The 20,446-nt window shown below is 28.7% G+C and carries 21 protein-coding genes and 1 riboswitch; of the genes, 16 read left to right on the top strand and 5 right to left on the bottom strand.

Annotated elements, in window-relative coordinates; genetic code table 11:
* The first annotated feature begins 130 nt into the window (after positions 1-130).
* From AYC61_RS07630 to AYC61_RS07610, 5 genes are all read left to right on the top strand, one after another.
* A complete protein-coding gene (locus AYC61_RS07630) occupies positions 131-3,016 on the top strand; it encodes an ATP-binding protein (RefSeq protein ID WP_066499100.1) in 2,886 nt (961 codons plus the stop codon).
* Positions 3,017-3,099: 83 nt separating this feature from the next.
* Positions 3,100-4,206 carry a DUF362 domain-containing protein gene (locus AYC61_RS07625; protein ID WP_066499097.1) on the top strand — a complete coding sequence of 369 codons (1,107 nt, stop codon included), beginning with the start codon at positions 3,100-3,102 and terminating at the stop codon, positions 4,204-4,206.
* Between the two features lie 11 nt (positions 4,207-4,217).
* On the top strand, positions 4,218-5,810 hold the full coding sequence (locus AYC61_RS07620) for an NAD(P)/FAD-dependent oxidoreductase (RefSeq protein ID WP_066499094.1): 1,593 nt from the start codon (positions 4,218-4,220) through the stop codon (positions 5,808-5,810).
* Positions 5,811-6,107: 297 nt separating this feature from the next.
* Positions 6,108-6,686, top strand: coding sequence for a hypothetical protein (locus AYC61_RS07615; RefSeq protein WP_066499091.1), 579 nt, complete (start codon positions 6,108-6,110; stop codon positions 6,684-6,686).
* 53 nt (positions 6,687-6,739) lie between these two features.
* Positions 6,740-7,297, top strand: coding sequence for a histidine phosphatase family protein (locus AYC61_RS07610; RefSeq protein WP_066499089.1), 558 nt, complete (start codon positions 6,740-6,742; stop codon positions 7,295-7,297).
* A gap of 118 nt (positions 7,298-7,415) precedes the next feature.
* On the opposite strand, the gene AYC61_RS21140 is transcribed toward AYC61_RS07610, so the two are convergent.
* The 5 genes from AYC61_RS21140 to AYC61_RS07595 all read right to left on the bottom strand — a co-directional run bounded on the left by AYC61_RS21140 (position 7,416) and on the right by AYC61_RS07595 (position 11,180).
* On the bottom strand, positions 7,416-7,580 hold the full coding sequence (locus tag AYC61_RS21140; RefSeq protein WP_156456384.1) for a hypothetical protein: 165 nt from the start codon (positions 7,578-7,580) through the stop codon (positions 7,416-7,418).
* 45 nt (positions 7,581-7,625) lie between these two features.
* Entirely contained in the window at positions 7,626-8,060 is a 435-nt protein-coding gene (locus AYC61_RS07605; protein ID WP_066499088.1) for a response regulator, read from the bottom strand.
* 244 nt (positions 8,061-8,304) lie between these two features.
* Positions 8,305-8,463 carry a DUF1540 domain-containing protein gene (locus AYC61_RS20645; RefSeq protein ID WP_082759847.1) on the bottom strand — a complete coding sequence of 53 codons (159 nt, stop codon included), beginning with the start codon at positions 8,461-8,463 and terminating at the stop codon, positions 8,305-8,307.
* Between the two features lie 126 nt (positions 8,464-8,589).
* Positions 8,590-10,779 (bottom strand): heavy metal translocating P-type ATPase, encoded by a 2,190-nt coding sequence (locus AYC61_RS07600; protein ID WP_066499087.1) that lies wholly within the window; start codon positions 10,777-10,779, stop codon positions 8,590-8,592.
* Positions 10,780-10,835: 56 nt separating this feature from the next.
* Entirely contained in the window at positions 10,836-11,180 is a 345-nt protein-coding gene (locus AYC61_RS07595) for an ArsR/SmtB family transcription factor (RefSeq protein ID WP_066499086.1), read from the bottom strand.
* A 224-nt stretch (positions 11,181-11,404) separates the two neighbouring features.
* Positions 11,405-11,521, top strand: a riboswitch (molybdenum cofactor riboswitch).
* A 104-nt stretch (positions 11,522-11,625) separates the two neighbouring features.
* On the opposite strand from AYC61_RS07595, the gene AYC61_RS07590 reads away from it, so the two are divergent.
* From AYC61_RS07590 to AYC61_RS07540, 11 genes are all read left to right on the top strand, one after another.
* A complete protein-coding gene (locus AYC61_RS07590) occupies positions 11,626-12,153 on the top strand; it encodes an FMN-binding protein (protein WP_066499085.1) in 528 nt (175 codons plus the stop codon).
* Between the two features lie 245 nt (positions 12,154-12,398).
* On the top strand, positions 12,399-13,484 hold the full coding sequence (locus AYC61_RS07585) for a molybdopterin-dependent oxidoreductase (protein WP_066499082.1): 1,086 nt from the start codon (positions 12,399-12,401) through the stop codon (positions 13,482-13,484).
* 26 nt (positions 13,485-13,510) lie between these two features.
* Entirely contained in the window at positions 13,511-14,068 is a 558-nt protein-coding gene (locus tag AYC61_RS07580; RefSeq protein ID WP_066499078.1) for an ECF transporter S component, read from the top strand.
* 11 nt (positions 14,069-14,079) lie between these two features.
* On the top strand, positions 14,080-15,564 hold the full coding sequence (locus tag AYC61_RS07575; RefSeq protein WP_066499065.1) for an alkaline phosphatase family protein: 1,485 nt from the start codon (positions 14,080-14,082) through the stop codon (positions 15,562-15,564).
* A complete protein-coding gene (locus AYC61_RS07570; protein WP_066499063.1) occupies positions 15,561-15,752 on the top strand; it encodes a hypothetical protein in 192 nt (63 codons plus the stop codon). Before AYC61_RS07575 ends, AYC61_RS07570 begins: the two co-directional genes overlap by 4 nt.
* Before the next feature lie 95 nt (positions 15,753-15,847).
* Positions 15,848-16,357: a molybdopterin-dependent oxidoreductase gene (locus AYC61_RS07565; RefSeq protein WP_066499061.1), complete on the top strand. Its 510-nt coding sequence runs from the start codon at positions 15,848-15,850 to the stop codon at positions 16,355-16,357.
* Positions 16,324-17,070 (top strand): energy-coupling factor ABC transporter ATP-binding protein, encoded by a 747-nt coding sequence (locus AYC61_RS07560; protein WP_066499059.1) that lies wholly within the window; start codon positions 16,324-16,326, stop codon positions 17,068-17,070. Before AYC61_RS07565 ends, AYC61_RS07560 begins: the two co-directional genes overlap by 34 nt.
* Before the next feature lie 62 nt (positions 17,071-17,132).
* Positions 17,133-17,804, top strand: a complete 672-nt coding sequence (locus AYC61_RS07555) for an energy-coupling factor ABC transporter ATP-binding protein (protein ID WP_202906813.1) — start codon at positions 17,133-17,135, stop codon at positions 17,802-17,804.
* Positions 17,785-18,528, top strand: coding sequence for an energy-coupling factor transporter transmembrane component T family protein (locus AYC61_RS07550; protein ID WP_066499043.1), 744 nt, complete (start codon positions 17,785-17,787; stop codon positions 18,526-18,528). Before AYC61_RS07555 ends, AYC61_RS07550 begins: the two co-directional genes overlap by 20 nt.
* 83 nt (positions 18,529-18,611) lie before the next feature.
* Positions 18,612-19,370: a molybdopterin-guanine dinucleotide biosynthesis protein MobB gene (locus tag AYC61_RS07545; RefSeq protein ID WP_066499036.1), complete on the top strand. Its 759-nt coding sequence runs from the start codon at positions 18,612-18,614 to the stop codon at positions 19,368-19,370.
* Entirely contained in the window at positions 19,351-20,073 is a 723-nt protein-coding gene (locus tag AYC61_RS07540; RefSeq protein ID WP_156456383.1) for an RIO1 family regulatory kinase/ATPase domain-containing protein, read from the top strand. The genes AYC61_RS07545 and AYC61_RS07540 overlap by 20 nt, the downstream gene beginning before the upstream one ends.
* The last annotated feature ends 373 nt before the right edge of the window (positions 20,074-20,446 follow it).

Below are 20,446 nucleotides of genomic sequence, written 5' to 3'. Positions count from 1 at the left end.
TTATGTGTATAAGATACAGGTAGAAATGTTTAACTAAATTTTACCACCCAACAGGGACGGTTCTTTTTGGGTGCTTACCCAAAAAGAACCGTCCCTGTTGGGTTATCAACGATGGGTGGGATGTGATTGTATGAAAGAGATTTGTGTGCAATTATTCGGTACTCCTACAATTAAATATGATGGGCAAACAGTGGTATTTTCTTTAAAGAAGGCAGAGGCTTTATTTTATTATCTAGTATTGAAGCAGAAGGTACATAAGGATGAGATAATAGGATTACTATGGGATGATATGTCTCAACAAAAAGCCAGAAAAAATCTAAGAAATGCCCTATATAAAGTTAGAAAACTATTTGAAGATGATTTGATAATTAATTCAAAGGGTGATGTAATAGAATTAACTATATATAATAACTTTAAAAGTGATAGTTTAAAATTGAGTGATAATATCGATAACATTATAGAAATATACAAAGGTGAATTTTTAAAGAGTTTTTATGTAAAAAATGCTCCTGAATATAATGAGTGGGTTAATAGAAAGAGAAGATATTACAAAGATATTTATTTGTCAAGTTTGTTTGCCCATACAAAAAATTTATATGATGATGGTAAATATAAAGAAGCTAGCGTATATGCTATGAAATATATAGAAGAAGATGTTTTTGATGAAAGAGTATATAGACTTTTGATGAAAATCTATATAGATAACGGTATGCCTAACAAAGCCATTGAATTATATAAGAGATTAGAAAGCAGGCTTAACAATGAAATAGGAGTATGTCCAGATGAAGATACTAAGCTTTTATATAAAAGTATTATAAAGAATAAATTTGGTTTAGATAAAAGAGATAGTTTAGATTTTTTCTATGGTCGAGAATTGGAACTCAATCAATTAAAAAAGCAGTTTGATTCTTTTTATTGTAATAATATATCTAGAGCTATTTTTATTACAGGAGAGGCTGGAATAGGAAAAACAAAGCTTAAGGACGTTTTTTTAAAGAATATAGAAAGCAAAAATATTAAGTTATTTAAAATTAATTGCTGCAAAATAGAAGAAAACTGTCCATTGAGACCTTTTAATGGATTGTTTGAACAAATAATCACACATGAGAAATTGCAAGATATAGATTTCTCTAACAGTACAAATAAAGTCATAAAGCATCTTTTTACTGTTTTAAAGGATGATATTAGTTTTAACTCTGAGATAAATTATAATTATATAGAGAATAGCATTATTGATGTGTTCAGAGATTTATCTTATAAAAAAAGAATACTGTTAGTATTCGAGGATTTCCAATGGATAGATGATATTAGCCTAAACCTTCTTGGAAGGTTACTACACAATTTAAAGAATAATTTAATGGTTATAGGTTTGGTAAGAGATGATTATAAAGACGAAATACAAAACTTTTTTGTTAATGTTAAAGGGTTAAGTCTATTTAACGAAATTAGATTAAGCAGGTTCAATGATAAGGAATGTGCGGAGTTTGTTGAAGCTGGCTTTTCTGAATACAAGCTATCTGATAAGGCTATGAAAAAGATATATAAAGAAACAGAAGGTAATACATGTTTCTTAGTAGAGGTAATAAATATTTTAAAGCATAATGGTCAAATTAATGTACTAACATCAAAGATGAAGGATATACTACAAGGTAGAATTATGCAGGTTTCTAAAGAAGGTAGAAATTTACTTAATATTATGGCATTGTTCTCTGATGTTATTACATTAAACATTATTAGAAAGATAAGCAGTACTGATGAAATGAATATTTTAAGTGTAATAGAGGAACTACAAGCTAGACATATAATAAGAGAAAATTATGATAATAATAATGTTTTTTATACGTTTACGCATATGAAATTAAAAGAATTCTTATACATGAATCTAACATACACTAAAAAAATACTACTGCACAATAAAATAGGACATGTTTTAAAAGATTCATTGAGGGGTTATGCTGGAGATATGGTGCTATATCCCAAAATAATATATCATTTCAAAAAAGCAAATAATATTGAGGATACTTTAAGATGTACTATGAAGTATGCAGATTTACAATTAAGCTTCGATCATGAATTGTTTCCTAGTCTTGATAGTTCAACTATAAAAATGGATAAACTTTCATATACGCAAAAGAACAATACTATTAAATTGTTTAATGATATAAAACAGTTGCTTGAGCTTAATGAAAAAGAAAAAGGTTTAACAGTAGAAGTGAAAAGATATAGATTAGAATTTTTCTATATGTTAGGGAGATATTATATAAGAGAAGGCAGCTATGAACAGGGTCTTAAATATATACAGAGTGTTATCAAAAAATCTGAAAATATAATTGATAGTAACAAATATAAAGTTAAAGCTTTCAAACAATTAATATATTATTGTATCCAAATACATGATGATAAAAAAATGCATCAATATCTTATATCACTAAAGGAATGTATTTACAATGATATAGATTATGCAATATATCTTAGATTAAAAGGTTTAAATCTAATAATGGAAAACAGCTATGAAAGTGCTGAGTTAATGTTAAATAATAGTATAAATATATTAAACAAAATAGATGAAGATAATCCTACTAATTTATTAAATATTGCAGCTGCATATAATTATATTGGAGATATAAAGAGATATAGTAAAGAATATAAACTAGCTTTAAGTTATTATAATAAGGCAATTAAAATATGTTATGAATCGAAAGGCTTTAAAGGTTTAACTATATTTTATACAAATGCAGGACTTACTTCTTATGAAATGAGAGACTATCAGAATTCAAAAGAATACCTATTAAAAGCTGAAGAGATGTTTGAGATATCAGGTTCAATATGGAAAAGATCTATATGTGAAGGTATTCTCTCATTAATTTATGCAAGAGAAGGAGATAATAAAAAGTCTTTTGATAAATTAAAAAAATCTGAGGGATATTGTGATAAGGTAAAAAATCCTTTAGAATTTGAGATATTATTTAGAGTTAAAGAAGAATTAAAAGCACTAGAAGCTTTGCAAAGCTTCTAGTCTAAAGAACGGTAAAAGAATAAAGTATAGTATGTATTGTGGGGAATGTTCTTAGTTTTTATAAAAATTGTGAGGTGTATAAAATGGCAAGTAAAGTGTATTTTGCAGATTTTAGAGCTAGGACTGAAAAGGAAAACAAGATTCAGAAAATCAAGAGATTATTTGATGCTCTAGATTTGTCAAATATTATAAGTGATGGAGATTTGACAGCTATTAAGATTCATTTTGGAGAGCAAGGTGGAGACAGTTTTATAAATCCTATATTTGTTAAACCTGTATCTGATAAGATAAAAGAAGCAGGTGGTAAGCCTTTTGTAACAGATACAAACACACTTTATTCTGGAAGTAGACATAATGCTGTTGACCATCTTATGACAACTATAGAGCATGGCTTTAGTTATTCCGTTACAGGAGCACCTGTAATCATATCAGATGGTTTGAAGAGTGAAAATTTTATTGATGTTGAAATTGAGGGGAAGCATTTTAAAAGTGCTAAAATAGCAGGTGATATTGTCAATGCTGACAGTATGATAGTCATGTCACACTTCAAAGGCCACGGAATGGCTGGCTTTGGAGGGTCTATTAAAAATTTAGCAATGGGATGTGCTTGTGCAGAAGGAAAAAAAGATCAACATTCGCTTAGACCTGTAGTAAATACGAAAAAATGTGCTGCTTGTGGTAAATGTATAGAAATTTGTCCGCAAAATGCAGTATCTATGGTAGATGGTAAAGCACATATTGATAAAGAACTTTGTGTTGGATGTGCAGAATGTATAGCTATGTGTGAATTTAATTCTATTAAATTAGATTGGAGTGTAGAGCTTGAAGAATTCACTGAAAAGTTGACAGAGTATGCATTAGGCGCTATTAAAGGTAAAGAAAATAAAGTTGCATATATAAACTTTTTGATAAATATTACTCCTGATTGTGATTGTGTTCCTTGGAGTGATACACCTATAGTACCGAATATTGGTATGTTAGTTTCTTTTGACCCTGTAGCTATAGATAAAGCCAGCTTAGATTTAGTAAATGAACAAAAACCAATTATAAATTCATACTTAGATGACAGTGAACATGAAGATTGTGACCATTTTAAACGTATGTGGAAAGATACAAAGGGAGATATACAAATATCATATGGCACAGAAATAGGTTTAGGCAGTAGTGAATATGAACTTGTAAAAATATAAGGAGATTATAAATGATTAGAATTTCACAGATTAGGCTTAATATAGATGAAGATATTAGTTTATTAAAAGATAAGATAGTAAAAAAGCTTCGTATAAAAGAAAGTGATATATTAGATATAAAAATATTTAAAGAATCAATAGATGCGAGGAGAGCAGGCAAAATTGATTTTGTATATACTGTAGATATAAAAGTTAAAAATGAAGGTAAAATTATTAAAAAATATAAGGATGTTTCACTAACTCCTGACATGGAGTATAAGTATCCAAAGCAAGGAGAAAAAGAGCTAAGCCATAGGCCCGTAATCATAGGAATGGGTCCTGCAGGTATGTTTGCAGGATTGATACTTGCTCAAAAAGGATATAAACCTATAATACTTGAAAGAGGAGAAAAAGTAGAGGATAGAACAGCTACAGTAAATAAATTTTGGGAGACAGGAAAATTAAATACAAAATCGAATGTGCAATTTGGCGAGGGTGGTGCAGGGACATTTTCTGATGGTAAGCTTACTACCCGAATAAAGGATAAGAGATGCAGAAAAGTTTTAGAGGAGTTTATCAAGGCTGGTGCACCTGAGGATATTTTATACTCACATAAACCTCATGTAGGTACAGATATATTAAAGAACGTTGTTAAAAATATAAGGAAAGAAATTATAAACTTAGGTGGAGAGATTAGATTTAATTCACTTGTTAGTGACTTTGTTATAGAAGAAGAAAGTATAAAATCAGTAATTGTAAATGATGATTATAAAATTGACACAGATAATGTAGTGCTTGCTATAGGACACAGTGCTAGAGATACATTTGAAAAATTGTATGAAAGAAATGTTGAAATAAAACAAAAACCATTTGCGATAGGAGTAAGAATAGAACATCCTCAAGAAATAATAAATAATGCACAGTACAAACAGTTTGCTACACACAAAAGATTAGGAGCAGCTGATTATAGATTGACATATCATGCAAGCAATGGGCGAAGCGTTTATACATTCTGCATGTGTCCTGGTGGTAGTGTAGTTGCTGCCGCATCGGAAGAAGGCATGGTAGTAACTAATGGAATGAGCGAACACGCTAGGGATAAAGAAAACGCAAATAGTGCATTATTAGTATCAGTAGTACAAGAAGATTTTGAAAGTGACCATCCATTGGCAGGAATGTATTATCAAAGAAAATGGGAACAGCAAGCTTTTGTGCTAGGAGGGGAAGATTATAAGGCACCAACGCAGCTTGTTGGAGATTTCTTAAAAGGAAATGAATCATCCGAGTATAAATCAGTAAAGCCAAGCTATCAACCGGGTACTAAGCTTAACACTATAGAAGCTTGTTTACCAAGCTATGTGACAGAAGCTATGAAGGAAGGAATACAATATTTTGACAAGAAATTAAAAGGCTTTGCTATGGAAGATGCAATATTAACAGGAATAGAAACAAGAAGCTCATCTCCTATAAGGATTTTAAGAGATATAGATACACTTGAGAGTATAAATGTAAGAAGATTATATCCAACAGGTGAAGGAGCAGGTTATGCAGGAGGTATAGTATCAGCTGCGGTAGATGGGATTAAATCAGCTGAGAAGATTATTGAGAAGTATAAGGTAGAATAGAATTAAATGTTGTATTATAAAACCACATTTTAAAAACTTAAGTTAGTATGAATGTGGTTTTGATCGTAAATAAACAAATATATTTCTATAATTTACGTAAATTAAAAAACTGATAATATTCAGCAATGAAAAGTAAAAATATTTCGCTCTACTAAAAGCTTAAAACTATAGGCTTTTTGTGATACAGTTAAGAAAAAGTTTTTCGTAAAGGTGTAAAATATCATGAAAAGAGCTAAAAAAAGAAATTAAAAATATTCAACCTATTACTTTTATAGTTACAAATAGGAGGTATTAATAATGAGAAAAACCATGATTAGTATAGTTATACTTATGTCAGTGTTTATAATAGGTTGCAGCAATACTAATGATAAAATTGGGAAATCAATCAAATGTGTTGAAATTTTAGATAATAGATTTTCTAATTTTCAAATTAGCTATAATGACTATATGAAAGAAATAATAGACATTTTTAGCAGTAGATATTTTACAGAAGCTGACCATATAAAAAGAAATCATGGTCATGCACCAGATATGAATAAGGAAATATATACAGAATGTTATAAATTAGCAGACAAAGATGTAATAAGATACGATTGTGAGATACAGATTTCTAAGGTTTATGATTTAAAAGATGATACAAAAGTTGTTTTTACTAAAACAAAGCTTGTGTATAAAGATAAAAAGTTAGGTATTGATTATATAACTAAGAAGTACTACCTAATAAATGAAGATAATTCATGGAAAATAATTGGCAGAGATGGGAAAGTGTATTCGGAATATGCTAATAAATTTAAAAAAACATCAAAAACGTTATTTGAAACTTTTAATAATAAACCTATCGAATATATACAAACAGTAAATCCATTTTCTGAATAAGATTATTTTTAAAATTGGATTAGAAGATAAATCAAATGCGATGGAGGAATAACATGAATAAACTAATAGTTGTCAGACATGGACAAACTGATTTTAATGTCCAAAAAAGATATACAGGTAGCAAAAACATTAAATTAAATGAAAAAGGAATCATGCAAGCAAAGTTTACAGCTAGTAAACTTAAAGCTTACGATATTGACATCATTATTTCTTCAACATTAAAAAGAGCTAGACAAACTGCAGAGATAATAAGTACTGAATTAAACATACCTATTATAGAAATGAAAGAATTTTGTGAAAAAAATGTAGGAGTTTATGAAGGATTGACTAGAGAAGAAGTAAAAAATAAGTATCCTCATTTATGGGAAAAATTCAGCATACCAATATATGATGAAGCTCCTGATGGAGCGGAAACTATAAAAGAAGTTGAAAAAAGAGTTTTTTATGCCTTAGAGCATATAATAAATAATTACACTAATGAAAAGAATGTTTTAGTAGTAACACATGGTTTTATAGCTAGAGTTATCAATAAATTTTTCAATAAGGTATCGGAAGAGGAATTTTTTAAATACAGACTTGAAAATTGTGATATTGCAGAGTATGTATTATAAATTATTTTCTTTACACCATTTTATAAAATCCACATTTTATTAATATAGTATTAAAGTGAAAGATAAAATTAAGAAGGAGTAGTTCCCTCCTTTAACTTATATCTTCATAAATGATATACTATTTATTTTCTAGTTCATCAATTGCTAAACAAATTAGACCAATTGATAATAAAAAAATACTGCCTTTGCTTTCTAGTGGTTTTATTATATTTAAAACTAGCGTTGAAACCCCCATTGCCAAACCAATTGCTTTAAAAATAACTCTTCTAAAACCTTTATTCATTATTTTTCCTCCCTAAAAAATAAGTTGTTTTTTATGCATCACTTATCATCTCTGTTGTATATTCTTATTTTTTAAATCAATAGATAAATGCTTAACTATTTTAGGGTCATAATATTTTTTTCCTCTTTGTATGACATGTATAGCATAAAGTATATCTGAGGCATAAGCATTTTTTAAAATATATCCATGTACATTTGATTGTATAGCCATAATAAAATCTTCCTTTTTTATAGATGATGTTAGTATAATAAAACGATTGAATGTTTTATAATTTTTAGTTTTATTAACAATTTGTAAACCATTTTCTTTTCCCAATTTCAAATCAATCATAGTTATTTCAGGATTGTGTACCTTTATCATCTGTATAGCATCATGTACATTTGCTGCTTCAAAGATTTCATCAATGCTATTATCACATGATAATATTGAGCAAAATCCTTTTCTGATTAAAGGATGATCATCAACTATAAGAACTCTCATATTATAGCCTCCCGATTTTTTGTCAAACAAAGTTTTTACCTTTTTTAATGTATATTATTATTAATAATATTTTATTACTTTATTAAGGTAGAAACTTTTTAAAGATATAAAAAGGATTATCCATGGAAATATAATAATGATGTAGTTTTTTTAAGTTGTATTAATTAAAAAGCCCAAATTCAGCAAAAATGCAGAAATTGGGCTTTTAGAGCAGTTTGAAACCCTAAAAATGAGGTTATAAATTCTATCCTTTTACAAAACTACCACAGTCAGTGTGCTCCACACTACTACATTCATTACCGTGTTTTACCACTTGAATGTGAGGAAGTGTACACTGCTGTACAGTTTTAGCGTGATATTTACATTCAGTAACTGTACAACCTATACATTCGTTACTATGCATTTAATTCACCTCCTTAAAAGGTATCAAAATTATTATTAGGATTATAGATTTTTTTATCCACAAAAAAAATAACTCATTGTGCCAAATGAGTTATTTTATACTTAATGCTACAATAAGTTATTTAATTTAATAATTTTTTTTCAAAATTCTGAGAGCATTTAATATTGCTAAAATAGTCACACCAACATCTGCAAAAACTGCTTGCCACATATTCGCTAATCCGAGTGTTCCCAAAATCATAACACCAAGTTTAATTCCTAGAGCTAGTATTATATTCTGCCAAATTATTGACTTGGTTTTACGAGCTATTTTAATTCCTTGTGGTATTTTTGATACTTCATCAGTCATCAAAACAATATCTGAAGCCTCTATTGCGGCATCTGAACCTAGACCACCCATAGCAAAACCAATATCTGATCTAGCAAGTACCGGAGCATCATTTATGCCATCACCTACAAAACCAGTTGTTCTACCTTTTACTTTTTTTGCTTGAATAGCTTCAAGTATTTCAACTTTATCGGCTGGTAACAAGTTTGCATGTACATTGCTTATACCTAATTTAGAAGCTACTTTTAATGCAGTAGACTGATTATCACCTGTTAACATTGTTATATTATTTAAGTTTAAGGTTTTGAGTTCTTTTATAGCTTTTATAGAATCTTCTTTTACTTCATCAGCTATTACAATATAGCCTTCTAGAATTTCATTTACAGCTAGATATATAACAGTTCCGTATTCATCAGCTTCAGCGATTGATATATTTTTAGATTTCATAAATCTAGCATTGCCAGCAGTAATTAAATTTTCATTTATAACAGCTTCTACACCATGCCCAGCCTTTTCTTTATAATCTTTTATTATATCCTCATTAACATTTTTAAAATATGCTTGTTTAATAGATTTACCTATAGGATGATTTGAATATGCTTCAGCATGAGCGGCATAAAAAATTAATTCATCCTTTTTCATGTTCCCTACAGATTTAACAGACGTTACTACAAAGTTTCCCTTTGTCAATGTACCTGTCTTATCAAAAACAATACTATCAATATTACTTAAAGCTTCGAGATAATTACCACCCTTAACTAAAATACCTTTACTAGAAGCTTTACCTATGCCTGCAAAATAACCAAGTGGTATAGAGATTACTAAAGCACATGGACATGAAACAACTAAAAATACCGCACCTCTATATAGCCATTTAGAAAAATCTAAATGTAAAAATAAACTAGGGACTAAGGTAATCAGCAAAGCAACTATGACGACAGCAGGAGTATAGTATTTAGCAAATTTAGTCATGAATTTTTCTGTATTAGCTTTTTTATCAGCAGAGTTTTCAACCAAATCTAAAATCTTAGCTATTGTTGATTCTTCATATTTTTTTGTAACTTCTATAGTTACTACATTCCCTGTATTTATAAAACCACTATAAACAGTTTCATTGATATCTAAATTTTGAGGGATAGATTCTCCTGTAATTGCAGAAGTATCGAAAGCAGATTTTCCGTCTTTAATTTTACCATCTACAGGAACTCTTTCACCAGTTTTTACAATTAATAAATCTCCTACATTAACGCTCTCGGGAGCAACTTTTTTTGTTCCATTAGGAGTTTTTAGATTAGCGTAATCTGGTTTCATGCTTATTAATGAAGAAATAGAGTTTCTTGAATGATTAACAGCAGCTCCCTCCATAATTTGACCGATATTATAAAATAGCATAACGGCAACTGCCTCTGGATATTCACCTATATAGAAGGCACTTAAAGAAGCAATAGTCATTAAAATACCTTCATCTATAATTCTACCTTTAAATAAACCCTTTATAGCATTTAATAATACTTTGCCACCTATTATGAGATATGACAAAGTGAACATAGCAAGCTTAATATTAGAATCAACTTTTAATGTTAAACCGAGTACTAAAAATACGGTTCCAATTATTATAGTCAATATTGTTTTCTTATCAAATTTATTATTATGATGATGCTCATGTTCGTCACTATGCTTGTGGTTATGTTCATGGCTATTATTATGGTCATGGGCACAATTGCAATCGTGGTCATGACAGACTTCATGAACATGTTTATTAGAATCAATTCTTTCTAGTGTAACATCAGGTTCTATTGATTTTACTATGTCTTCAATCTTTAAAATATTATCCTGAACATTACTATCATCTGTAAAAACTAAAGTCAGCTTACTTGTCGTAAAATTAACTGTTGCTTTCTCAATAAAATTTTGTTCGTTTATATTGTTTTCCATTTTAGCTGCACAACCAGCACAATGTAATCCATTTAAATTAAATTGATATTTCATTTTTGTCCCCCCTTAATTACCCAAATTATTGATATAACTAAATAATCTCAGTAATATTAATCCTCAATATGATTTATATGATTTAATCCTTGATCAAATATTTTCTTAACATGATCATCATCTAATGAGTAAAGTACCATCTTTCCTTTTTTTCTATATTTAACAAGCCTAGAGTTCTTTAATAATCTTAATTGATGAGAAACAGCAGATTGATTTAAGTTTAAAATAGTGGCAATATCGCTTACACACATTTCAGATTTAAACAGTGAATATAAAATTTTAATACGTGTTGAATCACCAAAAACTTTAAAAAAATCAGCTAAGTCATATAAAACTTCATCTTTAGGCATTTCATCTTTAATTTTATCAACTAAGGATTTATCAAAGATATTATCACACATTATAGATACACCTCCTATATATGAACATCTATTCATATGTTAATATAATAATAACTTAGAATTTATAAAAAAGCAATATAAAAATATAAAATAATTTGGGTTTAATAATGAAGCTGCTTTTCTTTTTATATGCCTGCTGTTGAGGGTTTTATTTTTCTGTATCAAGAATTTTCTACTAAAATGGATTAATTGACAAAATCATATTAATAAGTTAAAATGTTCTTAAATATAAGTTTCTCCGAGCTTATCATCCTGTTGCAAAAGCATGGATTTTAAGCCGATAGGGTAATATTGGAAACGATATTGCCTCCCATTTGGAAAGGAGATTTTTTAAAATAACAAGCTTTGATTTATGATACTCTCCTTTGTTTATAATAAGGGAGTTTTTTGTTTTGACAGTAAAATGTGGGTTACATCTATTGATTTAGCTGTATTGGAGGTGATTTTGATATTTAGAACTGTTATTATTACATTATTAAGTATGTTATTATTAATTGGATGTTCTAATGATGCAGAATTAGATACAGTAAGAAATAAATTTGGACAAGATTATAGCATAGATAGACTTACTAAGTATGAAGATGATAGTATAATTAGAGTTTACAAAGTTAGTAAGGAAGCTGATGAAAAGTATCAAATAGTTCAAATTGTTCGCAGTAAAGGATACAAAGATTATATAAAATTTATGGTCACTATTGATAATGACAGTAAAAAGATATCAGATATACACATTATAGAACATAATGAAACTCATGATTATGGAGGTTATGTTACTAAAGATTGGTTTCTGAAAAGATTTATAAATAAACCGATAAATCAAAGTTTAAAAATTGCTAAAATAGTATCCGAAAATCCATGGGAGGTTACGGCTATAACTGGAGCTACTATAACAAGTGAAGCTGTAGTTAAGGGAGTAAATTTATGTATTCAAAATATTGAACCCATATTAATCATAGAAAATTATGAGCAGTGAACCCAAATCTTGATTTTGAGCAGTGAACTAAAATCTATGATTTTTTGTGAGTCGCTTACTCATATGAATAAAATGAATAGGAGATTCATTAATAATGTTGTTCTGATTATAAGATACCATTAAATTCTTGACATACCAACTCGGTATGCCTTCGAATTCACTGAAATCTTCTAATTCAGAATTATACAACATATTATTCAAAGTTATATGAATAATAAGGGTTAAACTATGGAGGTAGAGTAAATATGAAAAGGTGTTTTAAAAATTCTTTTATTGTTATAATGATTATTTTAGCATTATTAGCTGTTGGTTGTAGTGAGAAAGTTAACTGTAAAGTTATTGATGAACCTAAGGTAGATAGCACGAAGAGTATAACAATAGTAGGTATAAGTGATGAGGATATTAGTTTAGGCTTTGATGAGATGAAGAATTATACAGAAATAACTCAAGATGTAAAAGTAATTAGGTCAAGTGGAGAGGAACAAGTTTATTCTGTTAAGGGAATAATGCTTGAAGAGATTTTAAAGAAATATGATAAATCTAAAAATGATTATAATGCAATTAGATTAGAAGCAGGAGATGGTTATTCTATTGAAGTACCTAAGGAAATAATAGCTATTAGAGATGTTATTTTAGCTTATGAAATAGATGGCAAACCATTAGATGATAAAAGTAAACCTATTAGGATAATGATTCCTGAGGAAAGATCTATGTATTGTTTAAGAAATCTTAGTAAAATTGAATTAATATCAAGTACAAGAAATAACACAACTTCAAAGGTTTTATTACTTCAAACAGCTATTAAAGATTTAAAATTAAACGATTATACTTATTATGAAGATGTAGACAAAGCTATAAAAACTAGTGATTTAATAGAAAAATATCAAATAAATTCTACTAGTGATTCAGTGTTCATAAAATCTGTAGATGGCTTAGAAAAAAATGAAAATATAGATGTATTTAAAAGTGGTTATATAAAAGTAACAGGGAAAGAATCACCTGCTTTTTTATCTCCTGATTTGCCAAAAGGAATGCATGTTAAAAATATATTATGGTTTGCTTATGATGATATTGCATTTTTTAATATAGAAGCAATTATTAAGTCAGATGAAGAGGTAGCATTAACAACATTTTTAAAACAAATAGGCTTTGATAAAGAAGAAGCTATTAAAGTTTCATGTGCAGATGGATATAGCAAAGAAATAACAAAAGATATGTTTGAGGCAGGTTATATATATAAGAAAAAGGATACTTATAATATAGCTTTTAAAGATATGCCTAAAGATACCAAAATAAAATATGTAGCAAGTATTGAATTAGTACATAAATAGAAATTTATTTAAATGGAGCAAATAAAATGACAAAAAAAGGTTTGGATAGGTTTTCAATGTTTGATTTAGTTATTATAGCTATGATGGCAGCTTTGGGTATAGCAACTAAATCTGTGATTGTACCTCTTATTCACATAGTAACAAGTTCATTATATATACCTGGTGGAGTTATAGCAGGTGGATTTTATATGCTGTGGATAGTCATGAGCGTAGGTATTACACGTAAAAGGGGAGCGGCTACTTTAACTGCATTTGTACAAGCTATAATGGTTATAGCTATGGGCTCAATCGGTACACATGGTATTATGAGTTTGATAACTTACAGCTTACCCGGGTTAGCTGCTGATATAGTTTTTTTGTTTTCTAAAAAGAAGAACTATACTATAGTACATTTTTTCACAGCAGGAGCTGCTGCTAATTTAGCAGGTACTTTTCTCTCTAATCTTGTTTTTTTTAGATTGCCGTTAATACCATTATTGTTGAGCGTCAGTAGTGGTGCATTATCAGGAGGGATAGGCGGATTAATAGCTTACAAAATAGTTAAGGGCTTTGATAAATTTAATATAATAAAAATTGATAATTGAAAGGAAAAAAAATGAGTAAAAAATCATTACTAATAAGTTTGGTTGTTGTAGTTATTGCTGTTTGCATAATATTATCACTAATTTTTTTAAATAAAGAAAGTGGATACATACCGTCTTTTAAAGTAGTTGGTGATGTTAATAATGTTTTGGATATAAATAAACAATATGAGAATTTAGAGCAACATAAAATAAAATATAAAACTAAAACTATTAAAGCTGTAAAGCTTAATGACTTATTAACTGTTAGCGATACATATGATAATGATTATGATATTTTGCTAGTAAGCTATGATGGTTTATTTTCAAAACTTAGTAATAGACAATTAGAAGATAGTTATATATCATTTTCTAATGAATATGGATGGAATTCAATAAATTTAAATCACCCGATAAGCAGTAATATAAAGCATTTAAAAGAAATAGTAGTCGTGTCTACTAAAGAATCATATGAACATGGATTTAATATAATTAGCAGTAATCAAAATATATTAAGTGTTTCAGTCGGCAGCTTAATGTCAGGTAATCTTAGAGATATAGTTGTTATTGATGGAAAATCCAGTAAGAATGTAAACGGTGAAATTTATTTTACTGAAGTATATAGAAGAAAAAAGGGATTTAAAGCTGAAGATTTAGTAGATATAAAATATGATCAAAGGAATATTGTCATGGGTGAAGAAGGAGACTATGAGTTTCTAAAAGAAGGAGACTTTTTTGAAATAAAAGATAATTATATCAACTTAATAACAGCTGATGGTAAAATAAAAGTGAAAAAAGCAAAGGGCATATATGTAAATGCTACAAAAGATAGTAATATGGATGTTTATTATGATACATCTCATTATTTAGAGAATAACGAAAAAGTCATGTTTATATTTCTAGATGGTTTTTCATACAGACAATATGAATATTCTTTGAAAAAAGGTCTTATTCCATTTATGAGTAAGGGTAAGGTCAAAATGGCTAGTACAGTGTACAAGCCTGTTACAAATGCTGGCTTTGCAGCAATGATAACAGGTAAAAATCCAAAAGAAAATGGAGTTTATTCCAGAGCTCAAAAGGATTTGAAAGTGCCTACTATATTTAAAAAAATAAAGGACATGAATAAAAAAGCTGCTTTATTAGAGGGTAACATAAAAATTTTAAATACAGAAATAGAGCCAATACTTCATCTGGATAAAAATAATAATGGTGCTATAGATGATGAAATACTAGATACTGCTAAAGAAGCTATAAAAAAAGATTATGATTTTATCTTGGTTCATTTTCATGAAATAGATGACAATGGACATAGTTATGGAGATTTAGCTAAAGAGACATTAGATAGTATTAAATTACATGATGAATATATAAAATATTTAGTTCGGGATTTTAAAGGAAAAGTGATTATTACTGCAGATCATGGGATGCACAGTATTAAAACAGGAGGTAAACACGGAGAATTTAGGTATGAAGATATGATAGTGCCTTATATAACAATAGAAGGAGGGGGACAATGAAATTTATTGTAAGCTCATTACTTCATGGTGAAGGGAACCCTCTAACAATCTTTGACGGTTCCGACAAGAGCCCGTTTCTGAAACAGATAAGAAACTCACTACTCACTGCGTTCCTAGCAGTAAGTGATTCACTCAAAATCGCAGATTTTGGTTCTCTACTTAGAAGCGATGAAGAAACGAACTCTTGAAGTCACACTTTCAAAGAAACATTAGAGGGTTCCCTAGTAACCGTATTGGAAGTTTATATAACTAATTGTTATATAACAATAGAAGGAGGAGGACAATGAAAAAAGGGTTAGTTATAGTAATATGTCTACTTGTTGTAATTATCGGTGTGACAGCATACTTGAGCTCTGGTAATGTAGAAGAAAAGAAACAGCTTCAAAAAGATGCACAGTTGATTATTAAAGCTGGCGAGGAAGAATTAAAGCTAAGTATGGATGATATAATGGCTGCTGGAGAAGAAGAATTTAAGGCTATGCTAAAAACCAATGGAAAAGAACCTATAGAGTATACTTATACTGGAGTAATGCTATATAAGATATTAGAAAAATCAGGAGTTAATTTTGAAGGAAAAGATACTGTTATAACAAGATCGGTTGACGGGTATACAATAGCTTTGAGTTTAGAAGAAGTTAAGGAACCTTCTAATGTATATGTTGTTTATAAAAAAGAAGGTGAAGGCTTAGGTACTAAAGAAGATGGTGGAAAAGGTCCATATATGACAATTATACGAAAGGATAAATTTAGCCAAAGAAGATGCAAGTATTTGACAGAGATAGAGATACAGTAGAATATGTGTTAGAAATCAATAATTTGTCATATAAATATTCAGGTCAAGATAGAACAATATTTGATAATGTAAATTTGAAGGTCGAAAGAGGGCAGACTGTAGGTATAATTGGCTTAAGCGGTGATGGTAAAAGCACATTATGTTATACAATGACCGGGATAATCCCACATGTTTATGGTGGTGATATCAAAGGAAGTATAAAGATATATGGAAAGCGTACAGATGAGTTGAGAGTTTCGGAAATAGCACAAAAAGTTGGAATTGTGTTTCAAGATCCAGATTCTCAACTTTTTTCACCTACTGTTGAAGATGAGCTAGCTTTTGGACCTGAAAATTTATGTATTAATAGAGAAGAAATCGGAGATAGAATAAAAATGGCTTTAGAGTTTGTTGGAATGAGTGATTATAGGTATCATAATCCAAATAATCTTTCTGGTGGGCAAAAACAACTTATTGCTATAGCTTCAGTATTGAGCATGAAACCTGAAATATTTATATTTGATGAAATTTTTTCACAAATTGATAAAGAAGGAAAAAAGAAACTTAAAGATGTCATATATGGGTTAAAGAAAGAAAATAAAACTATAATTATGGTAGAACATGATTTTAGGAACTTAGATGTGTGTGATAAGATTGTATTACTAAAAGATAAACAGCTACATGAATGTTGTGATAAAGAATATGTCAGCTTAGTAAAATTACTTAATCCCTGATTATTCTATAACTCCTGATAACATACTTATGAATAATCTGGGTTACATAAAGGATGATAAAAGTGAGTTATATAGATGTTTGTGATGTAAGTTATGCATATAAGCATAAACAAAACATATTAGAAAATGTAAATCTATCTTTGGAAAATGGTAAATTCACTGCTATTGTTGGTGCAAATGGAAGTGGTAAAACTACATTAGGTAAGCTTATATCTGGCATAATTAAACCTAACTTAGGAGAAATATTTATTGATGGGGTTAGCACTAAAAAATCGAGTTTAGGTGAGATTGGAGGTAAAATAGGTTACCTTTTTCAAAATCCAGAAAAACAAATATTTGCTCATACAGTTTATGAAGAGCTGGCATTTTCTATGAAGTTTAAAGGTATAGATGATAAAACTATAAATGAAAAAGTTACTTTAAAGCTTAATGAATTTGGCTTGATGCATTTAAAAGATTCATTTCCATTTAATCTAAGTCAAGGAGAAAAACAGAGATTAGCAATAGCTGCTATCTTGATAAATGATGTAAAGTATATAGTTATGGATGAACCTACTACAGGATTAGATATTAGGAGAAAAGAAATATTATCAGGTATAATGGAAAACTTAAAGAAAAAAGGTATTGGTTTTGCTGTTATAAGTCATGATGATAATTTTATAAAAGAACATTCAGATAAAACATATGTTGTTAAAAATAGGAAGGTAGTAGAATATGCCAGACAGAAAATTTGATCCCAGAACAAAATTATTTATAGTATTATGCTTGTCTTCTATGGGTGTTATAATAAAAAATATTTATATGCTGTTTGTAATTTTGTTAATATCTATAGTAGTATCAAAGCTATTTGCATGTGATTTTTTTTCATATTATAAAAAAATAAAAAATTTAATCAAAATAATAATTTTAATTGCGGTTGTGCAAAGTATTTTTTCGGGGTCAGGAAGTGTATTGATATCAATTAGAGGCTTGCGAATCCTTACCACAGGAGGTATTTTAAAGGCTGCTGAGTTTATACTTAGGATGTCTGTTGTTATAATATCAGCTTCAATAATAACAACATCTAACTATAGGGAAATTGTACAAGGGTTAGTGCAAATGAAAATACCTTATGAAATAGCATTTATGGTATCTGTAGGCATAAGGTTTTTGCCATTAATGGTTGAAGAATTCAAAGATGCTATGACAGCAATACAGCTTAGAGGAATAGAACTTGATAAAATACCTATAAAAAGTAAATTGAAAATTTATTCATATATTTTCACACCTGTAATTGCGGGAAGTATAATTAAGGCAAAAAGATTATCAATAACAATGGAAACAAGAGCTTTTAGAGCATATCCCAATAGAGTAAGTTATATGATTTTAAATATGAGATTTGCAGATTATATTGTTATGATAATTACTTTTATAATTACAGCTTTAATTGTAGGAATTTATGTTTGCTATATGGCATGATTGATGGAATATGGAATAATGAATGATTAAACTAGTAACATATAATTAGGTAAGGATAAAATAATATAGATAGGATGAGGTGCATGAAGGTTTTTTCCGTTATCGGGATTTCAAAATCAGGAAAGACAACTACTATTGAAAATATTATTAAAGGTTTGAGAAATAGAAGATATTCTGTTGGTTCTGTTAAAGAAATTCATTATGAAAAGTTTGCTATAGATACAGAAGGGACTAACACAGATAGACATAAAAAAGCGGGGTCACAGCTTGTTACTGCAAGAGGTTTTTATGAAACTGATATTTTATATAGTGGAAAATTGCATATTGATGAAATACTTAAAGCATATAATCAGGATTTTGTAGTATTAGAAGGAGTTAAAGATATTAACGCTCCCAAAATAATTACAGCACATAATTTACAAGATATAGACAAGCTGCTTGATGATACAGTATTTGCAATATCAGGTAGAATATCAAATGAAATAGATAATTATAAAGGAATTCCTGTAATAAATTCATTAGAAAAAGTAGATGAGTTAGTAGATTTGATTGAAGACAAAGTTTTTGAGAGACTTCCTGATTTTACGAAAAAATGTTGTGGTGAATGTGGATACAGCTGTAGAGAGTTATGTGCGAAGATAATAAATGGAGAAGCGAGTAGAAATGATTGTGTACTCAGTCATAATAATATAAGCTTGTGTGTTGATGGACAAGAAATAACTATGGTACCATTTGTACAAAATATATTAAAGAATGCTGTGATAGGAGTAGTAAAAGAGCTTGAAGGTTACAAAAAAGGAGCAGATATTCAAATAAAAATAGGTGAGAAATTTGGTAAATAAAAATACTATAAAAGGTATAGATTTTCCTATTAAGATAATAAGTGAATTTAAGAGTAAAAAAAATACGGTATATAAAGGGAGCTTAAAAAAAAATAATACAGAAAAAGAATGTGTTATAAAGCTTTATGAAGCTAAAGATAACAATAAAAACAATGAAATGTTTTGGCTAGATACTTTATATAATAATGGAGTTAAGGTTCCTAAATTATATTATAAAGGAGAAAATAGTTTAATATTAGAATATATATCAGGTTATTTGCTTATTGAAGAAATAGAAAAATATGAGACAGAGCAAAATTTTAACTATTATGTGCTATGTTCAAAAATAATAAATTGGTTTGATAAATTCTACAAAACAACATATAGTATTAAAGGAAGCAGATACATATTATATGACATAAATCTTCGCAACTTTATAGTAGCAGGAGATGAGTTATATGGAATAGATTTTGAAGATTGCAAAGAGGGTAATTACGAGCAGGATTTAGGGCGATTATGTGCATTTATATTGACTTATGAACCAAAGTTTACACCTTGGAAGATAAATTTTGCTAAAGATATTTATACCTTATTTGTAGATAAGCTTAAATTAGATGTAGAATTATCAAAACAATACTTATCGGAGGAACTCGATAATATTCAGAAAAGAAGAAAAATATGTATTTTAGATAGAAAAAAAGATATAATTATGAATCAATGGTAATACAAAAAAAGGACAGCTTATCAATAATAAAAAGATTTACAAATAATTAATGTGCACTTATAATGAAATTATATAGATTATATCATTTATACATTTATCCCTGATTATTCATATAACTTTGAATAATATGCTGTAAGTTTTTGAATTAGAAGATTTTAGTAAATTCGAAGGCATACCGAGTTGGTATGCCTGCCATTTAATGGACATCTTCTAATCAGAACAACATCATTAATGAATCTCCTATTCAATTACTTCATAGGAGTAAGCGTGAGTTGTACCTCCTATTCATTTTATTCATATGAGTAAGCGACTCACAAAAAATCATAGATTTTAGTTCCCTGCTCAAAATCAAGATTTGGGTTCACTGCTCATA

Origin of the sequence: Abyssisolibacter fermentans, assembly GCF_001559865.1 — a bacterium.
Classification (GTDB): domain Bacteria; phylum Bacillota; class Clostridia; order Tissierellales; family MCWD3; genus Abyssisolibacter; species Abyssisolibacter fermentans.
The sequence above is the reverse complement of the archived record's forward strand: the minus strand, read 5'-3'. Positions and strand labels throughout refer to the sequence as shown.